Source organism: Peptoniphilus faecalis (genome assembly GCF_012976305.1).
GTDB lineage: Bacteria > Bacillota > Clostridia > Tissierellales > Peptoniphilaceae > Peptoniphilus_A > Peptoniphilus_A faecalis.
In genome coordinates this window covers 14,139-36,402 of record NZ_JABDSR010000012.1, presented here as the reverse complement: position 1 = coordinate 36,402, position 22,264 = coordinate 14,139, and the positions used below count along the sequence as shown (strand labels likewise).

The window sequence follows — 22,264 nt, the reverse complement described above, 5'->3', positions numbered from 1 at the left end:
TGATGGTGAATAAATTGAGATTAGGAAAATTAGAAGAAGTTGATATTAGACAACTTTGGAAACATGAGCAATATGATTTTTCAGAATGGTTATCAAAAGAAGAAAATATTGAAATGCTAGGTGATGAAATAGGATTAACATTGACAGAGATAAATAAAGAAGTTTTTGTTGGCTCTTATCGTTGTGATTTAGTTGCAAAAGATGAAACTACGGGGATTAAAGTAATTATTGAAAACCAATTGGAAGCGACAAACCATGACCATTTAGGTAAAATAATAACATATGCATCTGGTCTAGATGCAAATGTTGTTGTTTGGATAGTTAAAGAGGCAAGAGAAGAACACAGAAGTGCAATAGAGTGGTTAAACAATAAGACAACTAAGGATGTTTCATTTTTCTTGATGGAAATTCGGGCATATAGGATTGGAGATTCTTTGCCAGCACCTAAGTTTGTGATTATAGAAAAGCCTAATGATTTCGTAAAAACAACAAATGCAAATGTCGACAGTGGAGAGTTAAGTAAATCACAGGCTGAAAGATTGAATTTTTGGAATAGATTTAATGAAGTTTTAATTTCAAGAAATAAGCCCTTTAATGTAAGAAAAGCTACAACAGATCATTGGTATGATGTTGCTCTTGGAACAAGTGAAGCACATATATCAATTACATTGGTAAATAAAACAAATAGTATAGGTATCGAAGTTTACATCAATTATAATAAGGAACTTTTTGATAGATTATATTCAGTATCTGAAGAAATAGAAAATGAATTAGGGTTTAATATGGATTGGCAAAGATTAGATAATAAAAAGGCTTCTAGAATTATCTACTATATTAGCGGATTAGATTTTGATAATCACGAAAACTATGGCGAGCTTATAGATGAAGTAATAGATAAGGTTATTGTCATTAGGAGAACTTTTAGAAATTATATATAATGGAATTTGGCTGAATTAGTAAATTAAAAAACGAGCTTAAGTTAGATAAAACTTCCAGTATGTGATAAATAAAAAGCTTCCTAAGACTATAGAATTTAATTCATTTTTGTCAAGGCATGCTTGTGCTATAAGCCCTTGACAATCCTTCGTTAAATCTTAATAAGCAGATAAAGCTTTTGAAGAATTGTATCAAAGTACAAAAAGTGTAACATAGTCTTATCATATTACAATACCAACAAAACTAAAGATTCTTAAAAGTGTCTTATCTTGTGATGAAAATTTAATATGTAAATTTTAGACGATAGAAAGCAATAATTCTGTCGTTTTTTTATTTTAAAGAAAGAAGGTAATGAAAATTCAAAGGGTTTATATAAGAGAATATTATCCAAAGAAAACGGCTTTGACTAAAATTGAAATGGAAGATTAATTAAAAATATAATAGATCTCAATAATAGACCTAGAAAAATGTCTTAATATCAAACTCCATTTAAAATATTTATGCACGAATTTAGTTTGCTACAAGTGTCGCAACATTATTGCAATTCATCATTTAGAAAATTGGTGGGCTTATGGCGAATATTATTGCACAATCTTCTTTTCCTGGGTTTTTCCATCTGTGTTTTGTTCCGCTTGGAATTCTTACTGAATCACCGTTTTGAAGTAGGTAAGTGCCTGTTTCTAACATTAATTCTATTTTTCCAAGCGAGCAAACTGCAACTTCTTCTCCTTTATGTATATTAAAATCATCTGAATTATATTGAAAACCTGAAAGTTTCATTTCACAAAGTTGTATATCGCCTTTCATATCTGGACTTAAAAGATCATAGCTTAATTGGTATTTGTCTGAATTTGTCCTGCCGCTTGTAATTCTTATTCTATTTTCTTTTTTTACAATCATAGCGGATTCTTTGTTTTCTTCTTCAAATAAAGTAAACATTGGAACATCTAAGTTTTTTGAAATTAATTTTAATGTATTTAAAGAAGGATTTGCCTTCCCGCTTTCTATTTGGCTAAGCATAGATGGAGATACGTCAATCTCTTTTGCTAGTTCTTTGAGTGATAATTTTTTTATATTTCTAAATTTTTTAATATTTAATCCTAACTTATCTATTATGATCACCCTTTCTATTTTTTGTTTGCTTTATTATTATACCATATATTTTACTTAATTTTATTTTTATAAAAGCTTGACAATGTTTTCTTATGTGATAGAATTAAATTAAATTAAATGAAGTTTAATATAATTTAACTAGGAGGTAAAAATGGACATCACGAAATTTCTTGAAAGAGAACCAGTATTAAAAGAAGTAGCTGAAAAAAAGGAAACAGTTTGGATTAATAAGAAGAAAAAAACTGGCGAAGAGGTTTGGAAAAATTTTCCTTTTGATGAAAACGATATAAAAGATGCTGAGGACAGATTAAAAAGATTTGCTCCTTTATTGATGGAATATTTTGATGACACGAAAGCTACAAATGGAATTATTGAATCTCCTCTTAAAAAAATTCCTAATATGGAAAAAATTTTGAAGGAAAAAACTTCTTTAGAAGGAAATTTATATTTAAAAATGGATTCTCACTTGGCTGTTGCTGGATCAATTAAGGCAAGAGGTGGAATTTATGAAGTTTTGTACCATGCGGAAAAACTTGCTATGGATTCTGGAATGCTAAAGGAAGATGATGATTATAGAATTTTAGCTAGTGATAAATTTAGGAAATTTTTCTCAAGATACACAATTCAAGTTGGCTCTACTGGAAATCTTGGTTTGTCTATTGGGATTAGTTCAGCGACTTTAGGTTTTAAAGTTATTGTTCACATGTCAAATGATGCTAAACAGTGGAAAAAAGATTTGTTAAGATCAAAGGGTGCTGAAGTTGTAGAATATGATGGAGATTTTACAAAAGCAGTTGAGCTTGGTAGAAAAAAATCTGATGAAGATCCGAATTCTTATTTTGTTGATGATGAAAATTCTTCTACCTTATTTTTGGGATATGCAGTTGCTGCAAATAGAATAAAAAAACAAATAGAAGATCAAGGGATAAAAGTTGACAAAGATAACCCAGCATTTTTCTATCTTCCTTGTGGAGTTGGTGGATCACCAGGTGGAGTTTCTTTTGGGCTTAAAAAAGTTTTTGGAGATAATTGCCATATTTTCTATATTGAACCGACTCATGCGCCATGTATGCTAATTGGTATGGCAACAGGATTAAATGGAGATATTTGTGTACAAGATTTTGGGATTGATGGAAAAACTGAAGCCGATGGACTTGCTGTTGGAAGACCATCAGGTTTTGTTGGAAAAGTAATGGAACCAATAATTTCTGGAATTTTCACAATGAACGACAACAAATTGTTTGATTATATGAGAGATCTAAATAATAGTGAAGATATAAAAATTGAACCATCAGCATGTTCTGCCTTTGAAGGTCCTATTAAATTATTTGAATACGAGGAAAGTAAAAAATATTTGGAAGAAAATGATTTATTAGATGTTAAAGAAAATATAAATCACTTTGCTTGGGCAACAGGTGGAAAGCTAGTTCCAGATGAAATAATGGAAAAATATTTGGAAACATATTTATAATTGGAGGATAAAATGAATACATCAACATTAACAGTCGTAGCTTTATTTTTATCATTATTTATATTGATATTTGCTACAGTAAAATTAAAATTGCATCCATTTTTTGCTCTATTGGCAGCAGGATTTTCTTTTGGAATAATTTCTGGAATGCCACTTTCTGATATGCTAACAGCTTTCCAAGAAAGCATGGGTTCTACTATAGCAGGAATTGGAATTGTTATTGCCATTGGAACAGTTACAGGATATTTGCTTGAAAAAAGTGGAGCTGTAGAAACTATGGCTCAAACGATTTTAAAAATAACAGGAGAAAAACATGCGGCCTTGGGACTTGCTATAACAGGATATTTTGTATCAATTCCAGTATTTTGCGATGCAGCAGTTGTTCTTCTTGCACCAATTGCAAAAAGAATTAGTAAAGATACAAAAATTTCTATGGCATCAATAGCAGTTTCATTAACAATGGGACTCCATGCAACTCACATGTTTGTTCCGCCAACACCAGGTCCTCTTGCAGTTGCAGGAATTGTTGGAGCAGATTTGGGATATGTAATAGCTTTTGGTGCATTAGTATCAATACCGGTAATGTTAGTTGCACATTTTTACGGAGAATTTATAGGAAAAAAATATTATGTTCAACCAAAACATGAAATGGAAATTGAAAAAGACCAACAATTACCATCAGTATTTATGTCATTTGCACCAATAGTTTTACCAATTGTTTTAATGCTGGTAAAAACTTTTGCTGACATGATGACAAAAGATGCACAAAGTGCAAATACTTTATTAAATATAATAAGCTTTATTGGAGAACCTATGATTGCTTTGTTAATAGGAATGATCATAGCACTAATTTCTTATAAAAATTTAAATAAAGATGACAAAGAAATTCACACATTTGACGGCGGATTTGGAGAAGCATTAAAAACAGCAGGACAAATAGTTTTGATAGTAGGAGCAGGTGGAGCTTTTGGAGGAATATTAAGAGCATCACAGCTTCAAGATATTTTAATAAACTTTTTCTCAGGAATAGATATAGGAATACTCGCACCATTTATAATTGGAGCGATATTTAGAACGGCAATTGGTTCAGGAACAGTTGCGATGGTTACAGCAGCAAGTATGCTTGCTCCACTTTTAGGGGTTTTAGGAATTTCAAGTCCGATGGGACTTGTTATAGCAATGCTTGCATGTGCATCAGGCGGATCAATGATTTTCCATGCAAATGATGATTTCTTCTGGGTAGCAACATCAACATTAGAAATTGATACAGGTCTTGGATATAAATCATTCTCAGTAGCATCAGTTCTTCAAGCCATAACAGGTTTGGCAGTAGTTTTTGTTTTAAAATCAATACTTATTTAACAAGGAGAAAAAATGAAATTAAATGAATTAAAAACACCATCAATAATTTTGAATTTAGATGCTTTAGAAAATAATATAAAAAGATTTCACAATTTGGCAATAGAAAATAATAAAGAAATTTGGCCAATGATTAAAACACACAAATCAAGTGAAATTTTAAAAATTCAAAAAGAAAACAAGGCAACAGGAGTTTTGTGTGGAACCTTAGATGAATGCGAAAAATCTTTGGAAGCAGGATTTGAAAATATAATGTATGCCTATCCAGTTTCAGATGAAATTGCAATAGAAAGAATAATAAATTTATCCAAAAAAACCAATTTTATAGTAAGAATTGATAATCTAGAAACAGGAAAACTAATAAACGAAAAAGCTCGTCAAAAAAATATTAAAATCAACTATACTATAATTATAAATTGTGGTCTAAACAGATTTGGAATAGAAAAAGAAAATATATTAGAATTTGCTGAAAAAATGAAAGGATTTGAAAACTTGAATTTTGTAGGAATTTCATCCCATCCAGGTCATGTTTATTCAGCATCTCTTCCAGAAGAAGTGGATAAATTTGTAAAAGATGAAATCGAAACTTTGTCTTATGCAAAAAAAGTTTTAAAAGGTGCAGGATATGAAATAAAATATGTGACATCAGGTTCAACTCCAACATATTTAAAAGCTGTAAAAGATGATACGATAAATATATTTCATCCAGGAAATTATGTATTTTTGGATGCTATCCAAATGTCTTTGGGCATTGCAAAAGAAGAAGATTGTGCTTTAAGAGTTTTGGCATCTCTTACATCAAACCCAAGAGAAAATACCTTTATGATAGATGCAGGAGCAAAATGCTTGGGACTTGATAAGGGAGCACACGGAAATGATTCAATAAAAGGTCATGGAGTTATAGTTGGACATGAAAATTGTTTGATAGAATCCCTATCAGAAGAAGTAGGAAAAGTTAATGATGATAAAAAGAAATTAAAAATTGGACAAAGAATCCAAATAATTCCCAACCATTCATGTTCAACAGCAAACCTAACAAATTATTTTTACGCCTACAGAAATGATGAGCTTGAAAAAATAATAGAAGTTGACATAAGAGGAAACTCTCAAAGGCAAGAAATATAAAATAAAAAGATTGGACTTGAACTGACCCCCTAAAGTTGGACTTAAAAAACCAACTTAAGGAGGTCGGTTTTTTAATGTCAAAATTGTATAGGACTTAAAAAGTAGGCAAATAAAGAAAAGTAGTAAACGACCAATCACTCAGTATAATTTTTTATCAAAGGAATCCTCCTTTTCATAAGGCGATAGCATCCCATTAAAATAGGCTCTATAATATCTGTTGGAGAGTAAAATTTCTAACAGACATTTTTATGTAAAAAAATATTGCACTTATACTAACTAAGCCCTAAACTTTAAATAACAAAAAAACAGTCTGGAGGTGCATATAAGTGCAAAGAAATAATAATATAAATCTCTTTGATTTTAAAGATGTAATTGTAAATAAGATAGGAGAGAATTCTTAACTGTCAAGACATATGTTACACTTTTTGTACTTTTCTTCCTAATTAAAATTTTTTAAAATATCCTTTATTTCTGTTGGGTCATTAAAATCATAAATTTTCCATTGACTAGGTAGAAGTAAACTATAAGGTTCTATAGAAAATCTCTTGTCCATTAAAAGAATTTTGCCCTTGTCATCTTCTGTTCTTATAACTCTTCCAGCCGCTTGCACAACTTTTATCATACCTGGATAAATATAGGCATACTCGTAACCTCTGTTGTACTTTTTTTGAAAGTGACTTTTTAAAATATTTCTCTCGTAGGATAGTCCTGGTAGACCTACAGTTATTATGGCAACGCCTCGGAGCCTATTGCCAATTAGATCTATTCCTTCGGAGAAAACTCCTCCCATTACTGCAAAGGCTATTGTGCTAGAAGAAAATGTAAAATTATTCAAAAATTCTTCACGTTCAAATTCTGTCATTTCTCTATCTTGCTTTACAATATTTTCATTTTCGGCTATTTCAATGTAACTTTCATAGACCTTCTCCATAAAGGAATAAGATGGAAAAAAGAAGATATAGTTTCCTTTGTCCTCAGAAAAATTTTTAAGGTTTTCAATTATTTCCTCAATAGAGTTTTCTCTATCTCTATATACCGTGGAAATTTTATTATTTCTAAGTACAACTAAGTTATTTGGATCAAAGGGCGATTTTATTTTGTAATAATTTGTTTTTTCATCTGCACCAAGGAGCTTGCCATAATACTTTATTGGATTTAAAGTTGCAGAGAAAAATACAGATGATCTTGGCGTTTTCAAAATATTTGCAAAAATCGGTGCAATGTCAAGGGATTTAATCTTTATAGAGTCCTCGCTTTTTATTGAAACGAAATCCCTATTATAGTATTCCAAAATTTTGGTGTACTTAAAAATTGAAAAGTAAATATCCAGCGCCTTTTCATAGTCTTTTGCTTCCTTGTCCTTGGTCAAAAAATCGTTCATGGAAAAAACTGTCTTTTCCACTTCTACATTAAAATAAATAAAAGAATCGTAGCTGTAAAAAGTTCGATTATCTAATTTTTTAAATTCATCAAGGGCATTTCTAATATGTTTTCTTGCAGCTTTTCTCTTCTTTGGCAAGATTTCAAATAATTTCTCCAAGTCAGCAATAAAAACTTCTGCCGAATACATTTCTCTTCCCCTATCGAGAAGATTGTGGCTCTCGTCAATGAGAAGTGTGAATCTTATCATTGAATTTTCAAAAAATCTTTTGAGATAAACTGTTGGATCAAATATATAATTGTAATCACAAACTATAAAGTCAGAAAAATCCAAAAGGTCAAGTTGATACTCAAAGGGACAAACAATATGAAGTTTTGCAAATTTTTCAATATTTTCTCTCGTGAAATTGTCGCAGGAGTCAAATATATCAATTATCGCATCATTAACTCTGTCAAAATGTCCCTTTGCGTATATGCAATCCTTTGGATTGCAAGAAACTTTATCATTTAAGCAAATCTTATCCTTTGCAGTTACCACAGTAATTTTTAATTTTAAATTTCTATTTAAAAGTCTTTCCAGTGCATCCTTTGCGGCTTGTTTTCCCGTAGATCTTGCCACGAGATAAAAGGCCTTGTCTATTTTATCTTCTCCCATTGCCTTAATAGTTGGAAAAATAGTAGAAATTGACTTTCCAATACCTGTTGGAGCCTCTACAAATAATTTGTTTTCACTGTCAATTGTGTTATAAACTGCAACAGAAAGTTCTCTCTGTCCCTTTCTAAAGGTTTTAAAAGGAAATTTTAGTTTTTTTATGGAGCTGTTGCGAATATCCTTCCATTCCACAATTCTTCTTGAAAACTCAAGATACTCCATTAAAGTTTCCATGAAAAAGTCACGAAGTTCATAAAAGGTAAAAGTCTTTTTTATATTTAGGATTTCTTCTGTCTCAAGTTGATAATAGGTGAGCATTACATTTATGTTGTTGAGGTCATTATCCTTGGCATAAATATAGGCGTAACACTTTGCCTGTGCCCAATGCATTAGGTTTTCTTCCTTTTTTAATTCTTCTAAATTTCTAGTAGTAGATTTTATTTCGTCCACTGTAACTTCATTTGCTACTTCAATGCCATCAGCACGACCTTCTACTGTAAAAATTATGTCTTCAATTTCCTCCTGAGTTCTCAGAAAAACTTCTGTCAAAAAATCCTTGGAGTATTCCCTTTGCACCCTTTGATGTGCCCTTATGCCCTCGACAGCTCTTTTATTGGAAAAAAACCTCCTGTCGATATCACCACTTCTCTTGACAAACTCTATTAAATTTCTCACGGAGATTTTTACTTCTTTCAAAACAAATCCCTTCTATAACAAAATCCATTAAAAATTATTCTAAATCTAAAAAGTCAAGTTGTCTTAAAGCTTCAAATAAAATTATATTTGCAGAGTTAGAAAGATTTAAGCTTCTGCCATAATCCTTTAACATTGGAATTCTTATTGCCCTATCGTAATTAGAAAAAATTAGATCTTCAGGAAGGCCACGAGTTTCTGGGCCAAAGACAATAAAATCTTCATCTTTAAACTTAACATCGGAATATCTTTTCTTTGCCTTAGTGCTTGCAAGATAAAAATTGTTCTCAGGATATTTTGCCACAAGTTCATCGTAGGAATCGTAATAATTTATATCGACTAAATGCCAATAATCAAGTCCTGCCCTCTTTAAATGTTTGTCGTCAACGGAAAATCCAAGGGGCTTAATGAGATGAAGCCTTGTTTTAGTAAGTCCACAAGTTCTAGCAATAGCACCTGTGTTAAAGGGAATTTCCGGTTCATAAAAAACTATATTTAACATTCTTTCTCTCCTTCTAAAATTTCCATGGCACATTTAAGGCCGTCTAATGCCGAAGAAATTATTCCGCCAGAATAACCTGCACCTTCTCCAATTGGAAATAAATTTTTTAGCTTTTCTGATCTATAATTTTCTCTCACAATTCTAATTGGCGACGAAGTCCTCGTCTCCACTCCAGTGAGAATCGCATCATCGCTACAAAACCCATGGACTCGTCTATTCATTAGTTTTAGCGCATTTTTTATTGCGTGATTAATGCTTTCTGGATAAATTTCATTTAAGTCGGCAAAAACATAGCCCGGTTTAAAAGTTGGCAAAACTTCGCCAAGTTTTTCTGTTGCTCTATTTTCCATAAAGTCCTTTACTCTTTGCACTGGTGCCAAACCGCCGCCCATTTTATAAGCCTTTTTTTCGATTTCATTTTGAAAATTCATGCCGGCTAAATTTCCCTCTCCATATATTTTTTTATCAATTGTAGCAACTACAGCTGAATTTGAATTCTCGCCCTTTCTGTCGTGATAGCTCATGCCATTGACACATAATTGCGACTTAATTGAAGAGGAATTTACAACGTATCCACCAGGGCACATACAAAAAGTGTAAACTGAATGTGCCTCTTCTTTATCTGTAATATTTAACTGATAAGTAGCAGAAGGAAGCTTTTCTGAAATCATTCCATACTGAGCCTTATCAATATTTTTTCTCAAATGCTCGATTCTAAACCCAACTGCAAAGGGCTTTTGCTCAATTAAATCATATTTATCAAGCATAACAAAAGTATCACGAGCAGAATTTCCAATCGCCAAAATATAGCAATCGGCACTGTATTCTCCCTTGTCAGTTATTATTTTATTAATCTTTCCATTGCAAATTTCAAAATCAATTAGTTTTTCACTAAATTTATAAATTGCGCCTTTTCTCTCAATATCTTGTCGAATATTTTTTATTACATTTCGCAAAATGTCTGTACCAATATGTGGCTTCTGCTCGTAAAGGATATCTTCAGGTGCACCATTTTTAACAAAAATTTCAAAAACGTGAGAAACTCTCTTGTCCTTGGAACGTGAAGTTAATTTTCCATCAGAAAAAGTCCCTGCACCGCCTTCTCCAAATTGGACATTTGAATTTTCGTCTAACTTTCCAGTCTCGTGAAGAGTGTCGATGTCCCTTAGCCTATCCTCAACTTTTTTGCCCCTCTCGATTAAAGTTACCTTAACACCCTTTTTCGCAAGTAAATAGGCAGCAAAAAGTCCCGCAGGACCCGTTCCAATTATCACTGCGGATTTAATTTTATTAATATTCTCGACTTCAAGCTTATCCTCATGAAACTCTTCAATATTATTTTTTAGTCTTTTTATAATCTTTTTATCAATATCCGCTAAATCTAAATCGACAATCACTTGGTACACGAAATTTATTTCATGCCTTGCATCCAAGGATTTTTTATAAATTTTATAATTAAAATCCCTCTTATTTAATTTTTTTGCAATTTCCCCGCTCAAAAATTTTTCATCTTTGTCATAGGGAACTTTTATATTTCTTAAAATTATCATTTTTCTCTTTTCCATATCTCGTGATAAACTTTGTAATTTGGGTCTTCAATTTCACATTTTTTCACTAATTTAAAGCCCTTAAAATCAGGAATAAACGTGTCTGCTCCTTTAACAACAGTATCAACTCTTGTAACAATTAGTTCATCAAGTCTATCCCACAAAAGCCTAATAATTGCAGCACCGCCAATTACAAAAACTTCTTTATCACTATATTTTTTAATTATATCATCAAGTTTTTCAATTGAATCAACATAAAACAAATTATCTTTATCTTCATTTTTTGAATGCGTAAAAACTACAGAAATTCTATTTGGAAGCTGTCTTCCAATAGCATGAAAAGTTTTTCTGCCCATGATTATAATATTATTTGTAGTATATTTTTTAAACATATGCAAATCATTGTCCACGAATAAAATTTGTTCGCCATCCTTTGCAATAGCATTTTTATTATCAACAAGTATAAGTAACTTCACATTGTCCCCCATTAAAAATAATCTTACATTAATAATAGCATTATTCAAAGACTTTTTTAACACTCTATAAAGCTTTAGATATATTTCTTATAAAAATTTTCAAAATCCTGTCAAAGTAAAAGTGTAACATATGTCCATACAGTTAATGAAAATATATAAATAAAAATTATAAAAAGTATTTACAGTGATATCGATAATTGATATTTCTAATGTAGAAAAATTGTAATTCTATTAAAACTAACCGACCAATTGAATAGTAGATTTTTGAAAATTTGCCTAAATTTAAAAGGGGATGTAGATTTAAACATTAATTATTTAAAAAATAAATGAATGAATAAAATAATAAAGGAGGAAATTATGAAAAATTAAAAAAAAAACGATGAGTTTAGCGTTAGTAATAGTTATTATGATGAACTTTGTAGCACCGATTTATGCTAACTCAAAATTGGATACTAACTTTATAAATATTAATGAAGATTTTAATAAAGATGAGATTATAATTGATTACAAAGAACATAGAGAAGATGGAGAATATTACATAGTAGAAAAAATTAATGGCAATAAAATTAATAGTAAGATTTATAAAATCTAAGATGGAGAGAATATTTTAAAAAATTCGATTATTAGTGAAATTAAGAATGGAAAAGTTTTTTGTCTCGAAACTCAATCAGATGGTATAGTTGAAAAATACGAGGTTTCAGCAAAAATAATTGATAATATTGAAAATCACAAACAAGATAAAAATGAAATATCACTCTTAGGAAACAATACTTATTTGCGAACTGATAGGTATGGGATTTCTTAGTAGGTAAAAAAGTTACTATTGCAATTGCTACAGCAGCAATCGTCGCTGCAGTAGCATATATAAATATGACAGTTGCAACAAAAATCATTATTTCAGCTATAGCTGCAGGTGGTGGAGCCGGAGTTGTATCATTACCAGACTATTTATATTTTACTTAATGTTTATAGAACTCATAGTACAGGTAAAATCTATACTAGATATGAGAATGATTACTATTTAGATTCTAAAAGGACGCAATATATTGGTTCTTGGTCTTTTAGTGAAAGAGGGTTTCATTAAACTATGAAGTTAATTAAGAGAGAACTAATCAGAATATTTTTTATACTTGGTATACAAATTTTATGCGGTTATATTTTCTCTCATTTTTTTAAAAAAAGTTTTAATTTAAGAGAATTTTTTACAAACTATGCAATGATTATATTTTGGATAGTTTATTTCGTTGTTGTAATTATCATTAATATTTTAAAAATGAAAAATAGAATAGAATAAAATAAAATAAAAAGTTCTAGAAGATTGAAATAATTTCTAGAGCTTTTTATTTTTCTAATAATAATTTACAAACTTATTCATTTTTCCATCGTCAATTGAAATACTAATTTTTTAATTTATAGTCAAAGGCATTTGTCTTTAAGTTTAAGTCATATTTATTATTTTCCCTTTTCCTTGCAATAAAATTAAAAATGGTATATACTAGTTTTATAAACTAGATGTGGTGATAATATGAACGATAAAATAGATAACTTTTTTTTGGAAGATAATAAAAATAATTTAAAGCTAGTTGAAAGTCTTGACAAAGAAATTATTGGAAAAGTGAGAAACTGGAAACTTCTGAGATGGGATGAACTTCCCGATTTTGAAATTTACAACGATCAATTGCTAAGCATTGTGCTTTCCCAAGTATCTCCATTTTTATCTGAAAAGGATATTTCTCCTTCAATGATAAATAATTACGTGAAACAAAATCTCATGCCAAAGCCCGTAAAAAAGAGGTATTCAAAGGAGCATATAGCTCTACTGACTGCAATTAGTTTTGTAAAGCAAGTTTTTACCATGGAGGAAGTTGGAAGGGGAATTAAACTCTATTTAGAGGGAAAAGAATTTAAAGATGCTTACGATTCCTTTTGTGATATTATGGAAGATCAAATAAGGCTAGTGTTTTTGGGAGAAGAAATTCCCAATAAGGGAGAATCCCTCTATTTAACAGAAGCTATTCGCTCAATTTCGGGAAGTCTTTATGTAAAGGGTTATTTAAGGAGAATGTATGAAGAAGAATAGAGAGTTTTTCGTAGAATTTTTAAACAGTATAAGCCATTTTATTGGAGTTGGAATAGGGATAGTCTTTTTAGTGATGATGATTAGATCTTGCATTAAAAAGGGAAATGCCTATACTCCCGCTTTTATAATTTATGGTGCATTTTTTATATTTTTATTTTTGGCAAGTACACTCTACCATGGAATTTGGAATAAAAGGGCAAAAAATATTCTTAGAATTTTTGACCACTCCGCTATATTTTTATTTATTGCGGCATCCTTTACTCCTGTTATTTTAACAGTTCTATCAGGTAAAAAAATGATATTTTTTCTTGTACTTATTTGGGTCATTGCTCTTGCAGGTACAATTTACAAGATTTTAAGTTATGGAAAGTATGATAAACAAAAAACCATTTCCGTTATTTTATATATTGCCATGGGTTGGACTTCCATATTTTTATTAAAACCCATATTTTTAAAAATGCCGAGAGAATTTTTGTTTTTCTTAGTTGCGGGAGGTATTCTCTATACAGTAGGAACAATTTTTTACAAGATGAAAAAACAATACAGCCATGTTATTTGGCACTTTTTCGTGTTGGGAGCGGCAATAACTCATTTTATAGGATATTACCAATATCTCATTTAAGTAGATAATATTCTATAGAGAATTTTTTACTTAAATTAATTATAATCTTTATATTTAAAACTTTTTAACTGTTGTAAAAGTATAATGTGATAAGAAATGTGTTGTAGAAATAAAATATGTCTTTAAAATTAAGATGTTTTTCTTTTATTTGATCTCACATCAATTGTAACGCTACATTTTAATAAACAAATAAATTTTTAAAACACTTGCAAAGTTATTAGCTCTGTGCTATAGTAAGTGATAATTAAATAATAGTCGATGTTTAGAGAGGTTGCGGTTTTTAAGAGTAGGTTAACGAAAGGGAAAATCGCCGAAGGAGAAATCCTGGGGATGCAGAGAATATCTGTATAACTGTCACATTAGAAATGCCCATTTCTTTTGTAGTGTGCTCTATTCATTGAGGGCAAAAGAGAATTTAAACTATGAGTCTTTTGCTCATAGTTTTTTTGTTTTAAGGAGAGTTTTATGAAATTATTTGGAAATTTAAAAGTGATAGATAATGAGATACATTTGGGAAAGTATTCCATGAGTTATTTGAAAGAAAAATATGGAACACCTCTTTATATTGCAGATGAAGATTTTTTTAGGGAAAATATTAGAAAGTTTAAAAATAGTTTTAAATCTAAAAAATTCAATACAAATATTTTATATGCCTCCAAGGCTCTTTTAAATAAATATATTGCCAATGTTGTTTGTGAAGAGGACATTTTAATTGATGCTGTAAGTGGTGGTGAAATCTATACGATTTTAAATTCAAGAATGAGTGCAGATAAAATATATTTTCACGGCAATAATAAATTAAAAAAAGAGCTTGAATTTGCAGTTGATTCTGGTGTTGGGAAAATTGTAATAGATAATACAAGTGAGATAAATAAACTTGAAGCTATTTTAAAAGAGAAGAAAAAGAAACAAAAGGTATTAATTAGACTTAATCCTGGAATTGATGCTCATACTCATGAGTATATTACAACTTCAAAAAATGATTCTAAATTTGGCCTTTCAATTTTTTCGGATGATATATTTGATATTATTGAAAGAGTGGCTAATTCAAAATATTTTGAACTTCTCGGCTTCCATGCACATATTGGTTCACAAGTTTTTAGAGAGGAATCCTTCTTTTCTGAGGCAGAAGAGATGATAAATTTTATAAAAAAAGTTAGTGATAAGGGAATTAGAATTGAAGAACTTAATTTAGGCGGTGGCTTTGGCGTTTATTATACATCTGAAGATTCTCCCTTTGAACTTGAAGGATTTTTAAAGAGGTATATTAAAAAAATTGAAGAGCTTTTAGAAGAGAATAATTTAAAGCTAAAGACTCTTACAATAGAACCGGGCAGAAGTTTAATATCAAATGCAGGGCACACACTCTATACTGCGGAAATTATTAAAAAAACCTATGGTGGTAAGAATTTTATATTTATAGATGGTTCAATGAACGACAATATAAGACCGGCACTTTATGGAGCAAAGTATGAAGCTTCTATTGCAAATAAATTTAATGATAATTTAGAAGAAGTATATACTATTGCAGGTAAATGTTGTGAAAGTGGAGATATTATTATAAGGGATATAATGCTTCCAAAGGTGGAAGAGGAAGACCTTATTTTAGTTTCATCTACTGGAGCATATAATTATTCAATGTCTAGCAATTACAATAGGATTGAAAGGCCAGCTATGATTTTTGTATCAGACGAGATAAAGGTTGCGGTTAAAAGAGAAACATATGAAGATTTAATGAGAAATGATTTGTAATAGGTGAATTATGAAAAATGTTGTTATGAAATTTGGAGGAAGTTCCGTTGCAAGTATAGAAAAGATTATGAGTGTTGCAAGGATCTTAGTTAAGAGAAAAAGAGATTTAAATAATGTGGTCTGTGTAGTTTCTGCAATGGGAGATACTACGGATATTTTAATAAAAAAAGCTCAAGAGATAAATAAAAAGCCTCAAAAAAGGGAACTAGACGTTTTGATGTCCACAGGAGAGCTTGTATCATCATCACTTCTTGCTATGGCAGTTGAATCTTTGGGAGAGAAGGCAATATCTTTAAGTGGAGCACAAGCGGGATTTAAAACTTATGGTAGGTATGGTTTTAGCAAGATTTTAGATGTAGATACAAAATATATTGAAGAAAAGCTTATAGATAATTACATTGTAATTGTGGCGGGCTTTCAAGGAGTTAATGGGATAGGAGATACTACAACGCTTGGTCGTGGTGGATCTGATACATCTGCTGTCGCTCTCGCAGCTAAGCTTGGATGTGATTGTGAAATTTACACAGATGTTGAAGGGATTTATACAGTAGATCCTCGATTTTATAAAAAGGCAAAAAAACTTTCTAGCATAAGTTATGAAGAAACTATGGAGATGGCACATCTTGGTGCAAAGGTAATAGACCCAAGAGCTGTGGAACTAGCACAAAAATATGAAGTAAAACTTTATATTGCACTAAATACTTGTAATGTCTTGGGAACTGTAATTGATAAGGAGGAAAATGTGGAAAAAAGTATTATAAGAGGAGTTTCATCAATTGATAATATTTTGCTTGTAAATAAAAAATTAGAAAATCAAAGCATTGCAGATTTATTTTCTGAACTTGCAAAAAATGGAGTTAACATTGATGTTATAAATCAAAATATTATTGAAGATGAAGTTTATGTTTCCTTTACATCAGTAATAGAGGAGAAGGATACAATTAATTCAATTGGAGATGGATTTAATTTTATAGAAAATGTATCAAAGGTTTCAGTGATTGGAAATGCAATGAGAACTGAACCGGGAGTTGCTGCAAGGATATTCGATGTACTTAATGCAAATAATATTAAATTTTATCAAGTTTCCACATCGGAAATTTCCGTATCGATAATTGTAGATACAGTTATTAAAGAAAAAGTTATGAAATTGTTTATTAGAGAATTTGATTTATAAGGAGAGATATTATGACTTTATTTACTGGTAGCGGTGTTGCCATAGTAACACCATTTAAAGAAAATTTTGACGTAGATTATGCTAAGTTGCAACAACTATTGGATTTTCATTTGCAAAAGGGAACAGATGCAATAATAATAGTGGGAACAACTGGAGAAGCTTCTACTATGACAAATGAAGAACAAGCAGAAACTGTAAAATTTACAGCAGATTATATTAATGGTAGACTCCCAGTTATTGCAGGTGCAGGTTCAAATGATACAAGACATGGTGTAGAGCTTTCAAAAATGTGTGAAGATGCTGGCGCAGATGGACTTTTGCAAGTAACTCCATATTATAATAAGACTTCACAGAGAGGCTTGATTGAACATTTTAAAAGAATTGCAGAAAGTGTAAATGTCCCAATGCTTTTATACAATGTGCCGGGAAGAACGGGAATGGGCATTGATCCAAAGACTCTTCTTGAGCTTTCAAAGATAGATAATATAATTGGAATGAAAGATGCAACAGGTGATTTATCTTATGCGGCAAAGGTAAGAAATCTTGTAGGCTATGATTTTGACATCTATTCAGGAAATGACGATGTTACAATTCCACTTATGAGCCTTGGGGCAAAGGGAGTAATTTCTGTTATAGCAAATATATTTCCTCAAAAAATTCACAATATGACTAAATTGTTTTTAGATGGAGAGATAGAAAAAGCAGCTAAACTTCAAACGGATTTAAAAGAATTAAATGATGCACTTTTTGTAGAACCAAACCCAATTCCTGTAAAGGCAGCTATGAATTTATTGGGCTATGAAGTAGGAGGACTTAGACTTCCACTTTTTGAGGCAAGTGAAGATACAAAAGATAATTTAAAGAAAGTATTAGGTGTAAAATGAAAATATTTATAGTCGGGATAACAGGTGCAATGGGCAGGACTTTCTTTAATTTAGATGGAGATTTTGAAATAGTAGGTGGATTTGCAGAGAAAGAAGATAGAGAGAAAAATATTTATAATAACTTTAAAGATGTAGATGTAGATTTTGATGTAATAATAGATTTTTCAAATAAAAGTATAGTAGATGATACAATAAGATTTGCGTTAGAAAAGAAAAAGCCACTTGTAGAGGCAACTACTGGTCTTAGCGAAAGGACTATGGATAATTTAAAAAAAGCTTCGGAAGAAGTACCTGTAATTTATTCGAGAAATTATTCTCTAGGCATAAATGTAATGGAGAAAATTGTAAGGGAGCTTACAAAAATGCTAGATGGTTTTGACATAGAAATAATAGAAGCTCATCATAACAAAAAGAAAGATGCACCAAGTGGCACGGCATTAATGCTCTTGGATGCAGTTAAAAAAGAAAGATGTGTATCTGAAATTTATGATAGGACAAAGCTTCACAAAATGCGCGATAAAAATGAAGTTGGCATTTCAAGTGTAAGGGCAGGTACAATAAATGGAGATCATACAGTTATATTTGCAGGAGATAGTGAGATACTTCAGATCAAACACAGTGCCGGGTCAAAAAATATTTTTGCCAATGGTGCAATAAAAGCAGCCAAATTTTTACTTGGAAAGGAAAAAGGTCTTTATAATTTTAAAGACATATTGGAGTAAATACTCTATAAGAATTTAATTAATAAAACAAGAAAGAGGAAAAAGATGAAAATTGGAATAGTAGGATATGGAAATTTAGGAAGGTCGCTTAGAGGTCTTATAGAAAGAGACGAAAATCTAAATTTAGTGAAGATATTCACAAGAAGGGACAACAATTCCTTTAATGATGATAAAATGGAAAGCATAAAAAATTTACTGGAGTACAAAGATAAAATAGATGTGCTATTTTTAAGTCTAGGTTCAGCAACAGACATACCAGAGATGGCACCAGAAATTATAAAAAATTTCAACACAGTAGATGCTTATGATAACCATGCACATATTCCGCAATATTTTGAAAAAATGGATGATATTGCAAGGAAAAATGATAAGGTAGCCTTTGTATCAACTGGTTGGGATCCAGGTTTATTTTCTTTGAATCGCCTAATAGCAGAGTCAATTTTGACAAAGGGTCATACAAATACTTTTTGGGGAAGAGGAGTAAGCCAAGGGCATAGCGATGCAGTTAGAAGGATTAAAGGTGTTAAGAGAGCAGTTCAATATACAATTCCAAAAGAAGAAATAATAGAAAACATTAAAGAAAACTCAAAGGACTACAAAAGTTTTGAAACACACAATAGACTTTGCTATGTAGTATGCGAAAAAAAGGATGAAGATAGAATAAGAAACGAAATAGTAAATATGGAAGATTACTTCAAGCCTTATGAAACAGAAGTAAAATTTATTTCAGAAGAAGAGTTTGAAAGAGAGCACACAAATATGCCCCATGGAGGCCATGTAATAAGAGTTGGAGAAACGCTAGAAAACAATCGTGAAATGTATAAATTTACATTAGAACTGGATTCCAACCCAGACTTTACAGCATCAGTAATGATAGCAGCATCAAGAGCAGTTTTAAAATATGTAGAAAATAAAAACTATGGAGCTCACACAGTGCTAGACACTCCGCCAGCATATTACAATGTGCTATCTCACGAAGAATTAATTAAAAATTATCTATAATAAATAGGCATAATGTATTTTTTGCAGGTGATTATCTAAAAATGGTGTGAAAGAAAAAGAGACTGTGAAATAGTTTGTGTATGAAAAGTCCTCCTGATAAGATGATAATTAGGAGGACTTTAATATGCCAAGAAAAGAGAACTTTATGTCAAATTTTGGGGTTCTTTTTATTAGGAATCAATAAGTACACAAATAATTCTAAATTATAAATAAAAATTATATGTTTTTTGGACATAGCAGGCTCTAGTTTTCAAAAAAATTTAGCTATCATTTTCAGAATTTACTTTAACAAGTTTTCAATTTTCTCTATTTATAGGTATTATTCATAAATCACAGACCTAATTAATGCTATATTAATTGACAACTTTACTAAATAATTGTATAATCGAAAAAAATTACTTTTAATTTTTCCTGTTTTTTGTACTAAACAAGAAATTTAATTTAATTTTACCTAATTATTATACTAATTAAAAAGGAGAAAAAGATGAAAGTTGTAAAATTCGGTGGAAGCTCACTAGCTGATGCTATTCAACTGAGAAAAGTTAAGGCGATAATAGAAGATGACCTTGAGAGAAATTATGTTGTTGTGTCTGCACCAGGTAAGGGTGTAAAAAATAATCACAAAGTTACTGACCTACTCGCAATGTGTCACGAGTTAAGTGTACATGATTTGAATTTTAACGAAGTTTACAAGATCATTGAAAATGTTTTTAAAAATATTGTCGATGATCTTGTTTTAGATATTGATATTGATAAAATTTTAGATGATGTTAAAAGGGAAATTGCAAGGGGTGCTAGTTACGATTTTGTAATTAGTCGTGGAGAGTTTATTAGCGCCCAAGTCCTTGCTAATTACATTGGCTATGATTTTGTGGATGCGAAGGATTTAATTGTATTTAACGAAGGTGTTCTAGACCTTGTCAAATCTTGTGAAAACATAAAAAACATTTTGACAAAACACGATAGAGCTGTTGTGCCAGGTTTTTATGGTTTAGATGAATTTGGCAAGGTTCATACTTTTTCTAGAGGTGGATCTGATGTTACTGGTTCAGTTATTGCTTCTGCCTTAGATGCTGAAATGTATGAAAACTTTACTGATGTAAGTGGATTTTTAGTTGCAGACCCCAAAATAGTAAAGGACTCTTGTCCTATTGGAACTATTACCTATAAAGAACTTCGTGAACTTTCCTACATGGGTGCAAAAGTTCTACACGAAGAGGCAATCTTTCCCCTTAGAGACAAAAACATCCCTATAAATATTAAAAATACTAATGCTCCTCACGAAAAGGGAACACTTATCGTTTCTAAATGCGATTATAAAAACAAGAATATTGTAACGGGTATTTCTGGGAAAAAGGGTTTTACTGTTATAAACCTTGAAAAAGTTAATATGAATACTGAAAAAGATTTCTTTAGAAAGCTCACTACTGTTTTTGAAAGCAACGACATATCCATTGAACATATGCCTTCAAGCATTGATTCTGTTTCTGTCATTGTCTCAGATTCTTACATTACTCCAAAAATAAATAAGGTACTTGAAGAGCTAAAAATTTACTTAAATGTAGATAATATTAGTTGGGAAAGAGATATTTCACTTATTGCGGTAGTTGGTCGTGGCATGATAAATGAAAAAGGCGTGTCATCAAGGATTTTTACAGCTCTTGCTAATAAGGGCGTCAATATAAAAATGATAAGCCAAGGTTCTAGCGAAATTAATATTATTATTGGCGTTGAAACTGAAGATTTTGAAAAAGCCATTGAAGGAATTTACACAGAATTTTATAAGGAGGAAAAAAATGAAGGTTAATGTAGCAGTTGTTGGGGCAACTGGTTTAGTTGGAAGCATGATGTTAAAGGTTTTGAGCGAGGAAAATTTTCCAATTGACAATTTGTATTTGTTTAGCTCAAAAAAATCTGCAGGAAAAATCATAAATTATTGTGGAAAGGATTATACTGTTGAAGAATTAAGAGAAGATTCCTTCGAGGGAAGAGAGATAAAAATCGCACTATTTTCTGCTGGAGGATCTGTAAGCGAAAAGTTTGCTCCAATAGCTGCAAAGGCTGGCGCAGTAGTTGTTGACAATAGCTCTGCTTTTAGAATGGATATTGATGTTCCACTAGTTGTTCCAGAAATCAACCCTGAGGATATTAAAAAGAACAAGGGAATTATTGCAAATCCAAATTGTTCTACAATTCAGTCAGTCTTACCTCTAAAACCAATTCACGACAAATATAAAATTAAAAGAGTTATTTATTCGACTTATCAATCTGTTTCTGGATCTGGAATCAAAGGAATTTCAGATCTTGAAAAGGGAACTAATCTTGCATACAAATATCCAATTAAAAATAATTGTATTCCACAAATTGATGTATTTTTAGACAATGGATACACAAAGGAAGAGATGAAGATGATAAATGAAACTAAAAAGATCCTTCACGATGATTCCCTCCTTGTTACAGCTACAACTGTGCGTGTGCCTGTTAGAAACTCCCATAGCATTTCTATAAATGTTGAAGTGGAAAAATCCTTTGAAATTGAAGATGTTAAAAAAATTATAGCAGAATATCCGGGTATAATTTTAGAGGATGATCCTGAAAAGGAGGTTTATCCAATGCCACTTATGTCTGCCGACAAAAATGAAGTCTTTGTTGGGAGAATTAGACGTGACTTCACAGTGGAAAATGGAATAAATTTATGGTCCTGTGCAGACAATATTAGAAAGGGTGCGGCGACAAATGCCGTGCAAATAGCAAAGAAACTCTTGGAGGTTTAA

The 22,264-nt window shown here is 30.9% G+C and carries 19 protein-coding genes and 1 riboswitch; of the genes, 14 read left to right on the top strand and 5 right to left on the bottom strand.

Going from position 1 to position 22,264, the window contains the following annotated elements; genetic code table 11:
• Positions 1-14: 14 nt before the first annotated feature.
• Positions 15-938, top strand: coding sequence for a DUF4268 domain-containing protein (locus HKO22_RS08585; RefSeq protein ID WP_202968692.1), 924 nt, complete (start codon positions 15-17; stop codon positions 936-938).
• A gap of 550 nt (positions 939-1,488) precedes the next feature.
• Here HKO22_RS08585 and HKO22_RS11080 read toward each other — a convergent pair.
• Positions 1,489-2,058 (bottom strand): helix-turn-helix domain-containing protein, encoded by a 570-nt coding sequence (locus HKO22_RS11080; protein ID WP_083635563.1) that lies wholly within the window; start codon positions 2,056-2,058, stop codon positions 1,489-1,491.
• Positions 2,059-2,200: 142 nt separating this feature from the next.
• Between HKO22_RS11080 and dsdA the strand changes: the two genes are divergently transcribed.
• The 3 genes from dsdA to HKO22_RS08565 are packed head-to-tail and all read left to right on the top strand — an operon-like array spanning position 2,201 to position 6,004.
• A complete protein-coding gene (dsdA, locus tag HKO22_RS08575) occupies positions 2,201-3,520 on the top strand; it encodes a D-serine ammonia-lyase (protein WP_169970083.1) in 1,320 nt (439 codons plus the stop codon).
• A 12-nt stretch (positions 3,521-3,532) separates the two neighbouring features.
• Positions 3,533-4,882 (top strand): GntP family permease, encoded by a 1,350-nt coding sequence (locus HKO22_RS08570; RefSeq protein WP_169970081.1) that lies wholly within the window; start codon positions 3,533-3,535, stop codon positions 4,880-4,882.
• Between the two features lie 12 nt (positions 4,883-4,894).
• Entirely contained in the window at positions 4,895-6,004 is a 1,110-nt protein-coding gene (locus HKO22_RS08565) for an alanine racemase (RefSeq protein WP_075660138.1), read from the top strand.
• Between the two features lie 439 nt (positions 6,005-6,443).
• Here HKO22_RS08565 and HKO22_RS08560 read toward each other — a convergent pair whose 3' ends face one another.
• The 4 genes from HKO22_RS08560 to HKO22_RS08545 are packed head-to-tail and all read right to left on the bottom strand — an operon-like array spanning position 6,444 to position 11,254.
• Positions 6,444-8,732 (bottom strand): ATP-dependent DNA helicase, encoded by a 2,289-nt coding sequence (locus HKO22_RS08560; protein ID WP_169970079.1) that lies wholly within the window; start codon positions 8,730-8,732, stop codon positions 6,444-6,446.
• Positions 8,733-8,766: 34 nt separating this feature from the next.
• Positions 8,767-9,231, bottom strand: a complete 465-nt coding sequence (locus tag HKO22_RS08555) for a tRNA (cytidine(34)-2'-O)-methyltransferase (protein ID WP_075660140.1) — start codon at positions 9,229-9,231, stop codon at positions 8,767-8,769.
• Positions 9,225-10,781, bottom strand: a complete 1,557-nt coding sequence (locus HKO22_RS08550; protein ID WP_169970095.1) for an NAD(P)/FAD-dependent oxidoreductase — start codon at positions 10,779-10,781, stop codon at positions 9,225-9,227. Before HKO22_RS08550 ends, HKO22_RS08555 begins: the two co-directional genes overlap by 7 nt.
• On the bottom strand, positions 10,778-11,254 hold the full coding sequence (locus HKO22_RS08545) for a dihydrofolate reductase (RefSeq protein WP_169970077.1): 477 nt from the start codon (positions 11,252-11,254) through the stop codon (positions 10,778-10,780). Before HKO22_RS08545 ends, HKO22_RS08550 begins: the two co-directional genes overlap by 4 nt.
• 379 nt (positions 11,255-11,633) lie before the next feature.
• Here HKO22_RS08545 and HKO22_RS08540 point away from each other — a divergent pair, with 379 nt between their 5' ends.
• From HKO22_RS08540 to HKO22_RS08495, 10 genes are all read left to right on the top strand, one after another.
• Positions 11,634-11,846: a hypothetical protein gene (locus tag HKO22_RS08540; protein WP_169970075.1), complete on the top strand. Its 213-nt coding sequence runs from the start codon at positions 11,634-11,636 to the stop codon at positions 11,844-11,846.
• A gap of 933 nt (positions 11,847-12,779) precedes the next feature.
• The gene (locus HKO22_RS08535) at positions 12,780-13,334 is read left to right on the top strand and encodes a DUF1836 domain-containing protein (protein WP_075660144.1); all 555 of its coding nucleotides are present in this window, start codon (positions 12,780-12,782) and stop codon (positions 13,332-13,334) included.
• Positions 13,321-13,956 (top strand): PAQR family membrane homeostasis protein TrhA, encoded by a 636-nt coding sequence (gene trhA / locus HKO22_RS08530; RefSeq protein ID WP_075660145.1) that lies wholly within the window; start codon positions 13,321-13,323, stop codon positions 13,954-13,956. The genes HKO22_RS08535 and trhA overlap by 14 nt, the downstream gene beginning before the upstream one ends.
• A gap of 257 nt (positions 13,957-14,213) precedes the next feature.
• A riboswitch (Lysine riboswitch) is annotated at positions 14,214-14,355 on the top strand.
• A 66-nt stretch (positions 14,356-14,421) separates the two neighbouring features.
• Positions 14,422-15,708, top strand: coding sequence for a diaminopimelate decarboxylase (gene lysA, locus HKO22_RS08525; RefSeq protein ID WP_169970073.1), 1,287 nt, complete (start codon positions 14,422-14,424; stop codon positions 15,706-15,708).
• 10 nt (positions 15,709-15,718) lie between these two features.
• Positions 15,719-16,882 (top strand): aspartate kinase, encoded by a 1,164-nt coding sequence (locus HKO22_RS08520; protein ID WP_075660147.1) that lies wholly within the window; start codon positions 15,719-15,721, stop codon positions 16,880-16,882.
• 11 nt (positions 16,883-16,893) lie between these two features.
• On the top strand, positions 16,894-17,766 hold the full coding sequence (dapA, locus tag HKO22_RS08515) for a 4-hydroxy-tetrahydrodipicolinate synthase (RefSeq protein WP_169970072.1): 873 nt from the start codon (positions 16,894-16,896) through the stop codon (positions 17,764-17,766).
• Entirely contained in the window at positions 17,763-18,488 is a 726-nt protein-coding gene (gene dapB / locus HKO22_RS08510; RefSeq protein ID WP_169970069.1) for a 4-hydroxy-tetrahydrodipicolinate reductase, read from the top strand. The genes dapA and dapB overlap by 4 nt, the downstream gene beginning before the upstream one ends.
• A 45-nt stretch (positions 18,489-18,533) precedes the next feature.
• Positions 18,534-19,490, top strand: a complete 957-nt coding sequence (locus tag HKO22_RS08505) for a diaminopimelate dehydrogenase (protein WP_169970067.1) — start codon at positions 18,534-18,536, stop codon at positions 19,488-19,490.
• 484 nt (positions 19,491-19,974) lie between these two features.
• Entirely contained in the window at positions 19,975-21,297 is a 1,323-nt protein-coding gene (locus HKO22_RS08500; protein ID WP_169970065.1) for an aspartate kinase, read from the top strand.
• Positions 21,287-22,264 carry an aspartate-semialdehyde dehydrogenase gene (locus tag HKO22_RS08495; RefSeq protein ID WP_169970063.1) on the top strand — a complete coding sequence of 326 codons (978 nt, stop codon included), beginning with the start codon at positions 21,287-21,289 and terminating at the stop codon, positions 22,262-22,264. The genes HKO22_RS08500 and HKO22_RS08495 overlap by 11 nt, the downstream gene beginning before the upstream one ends.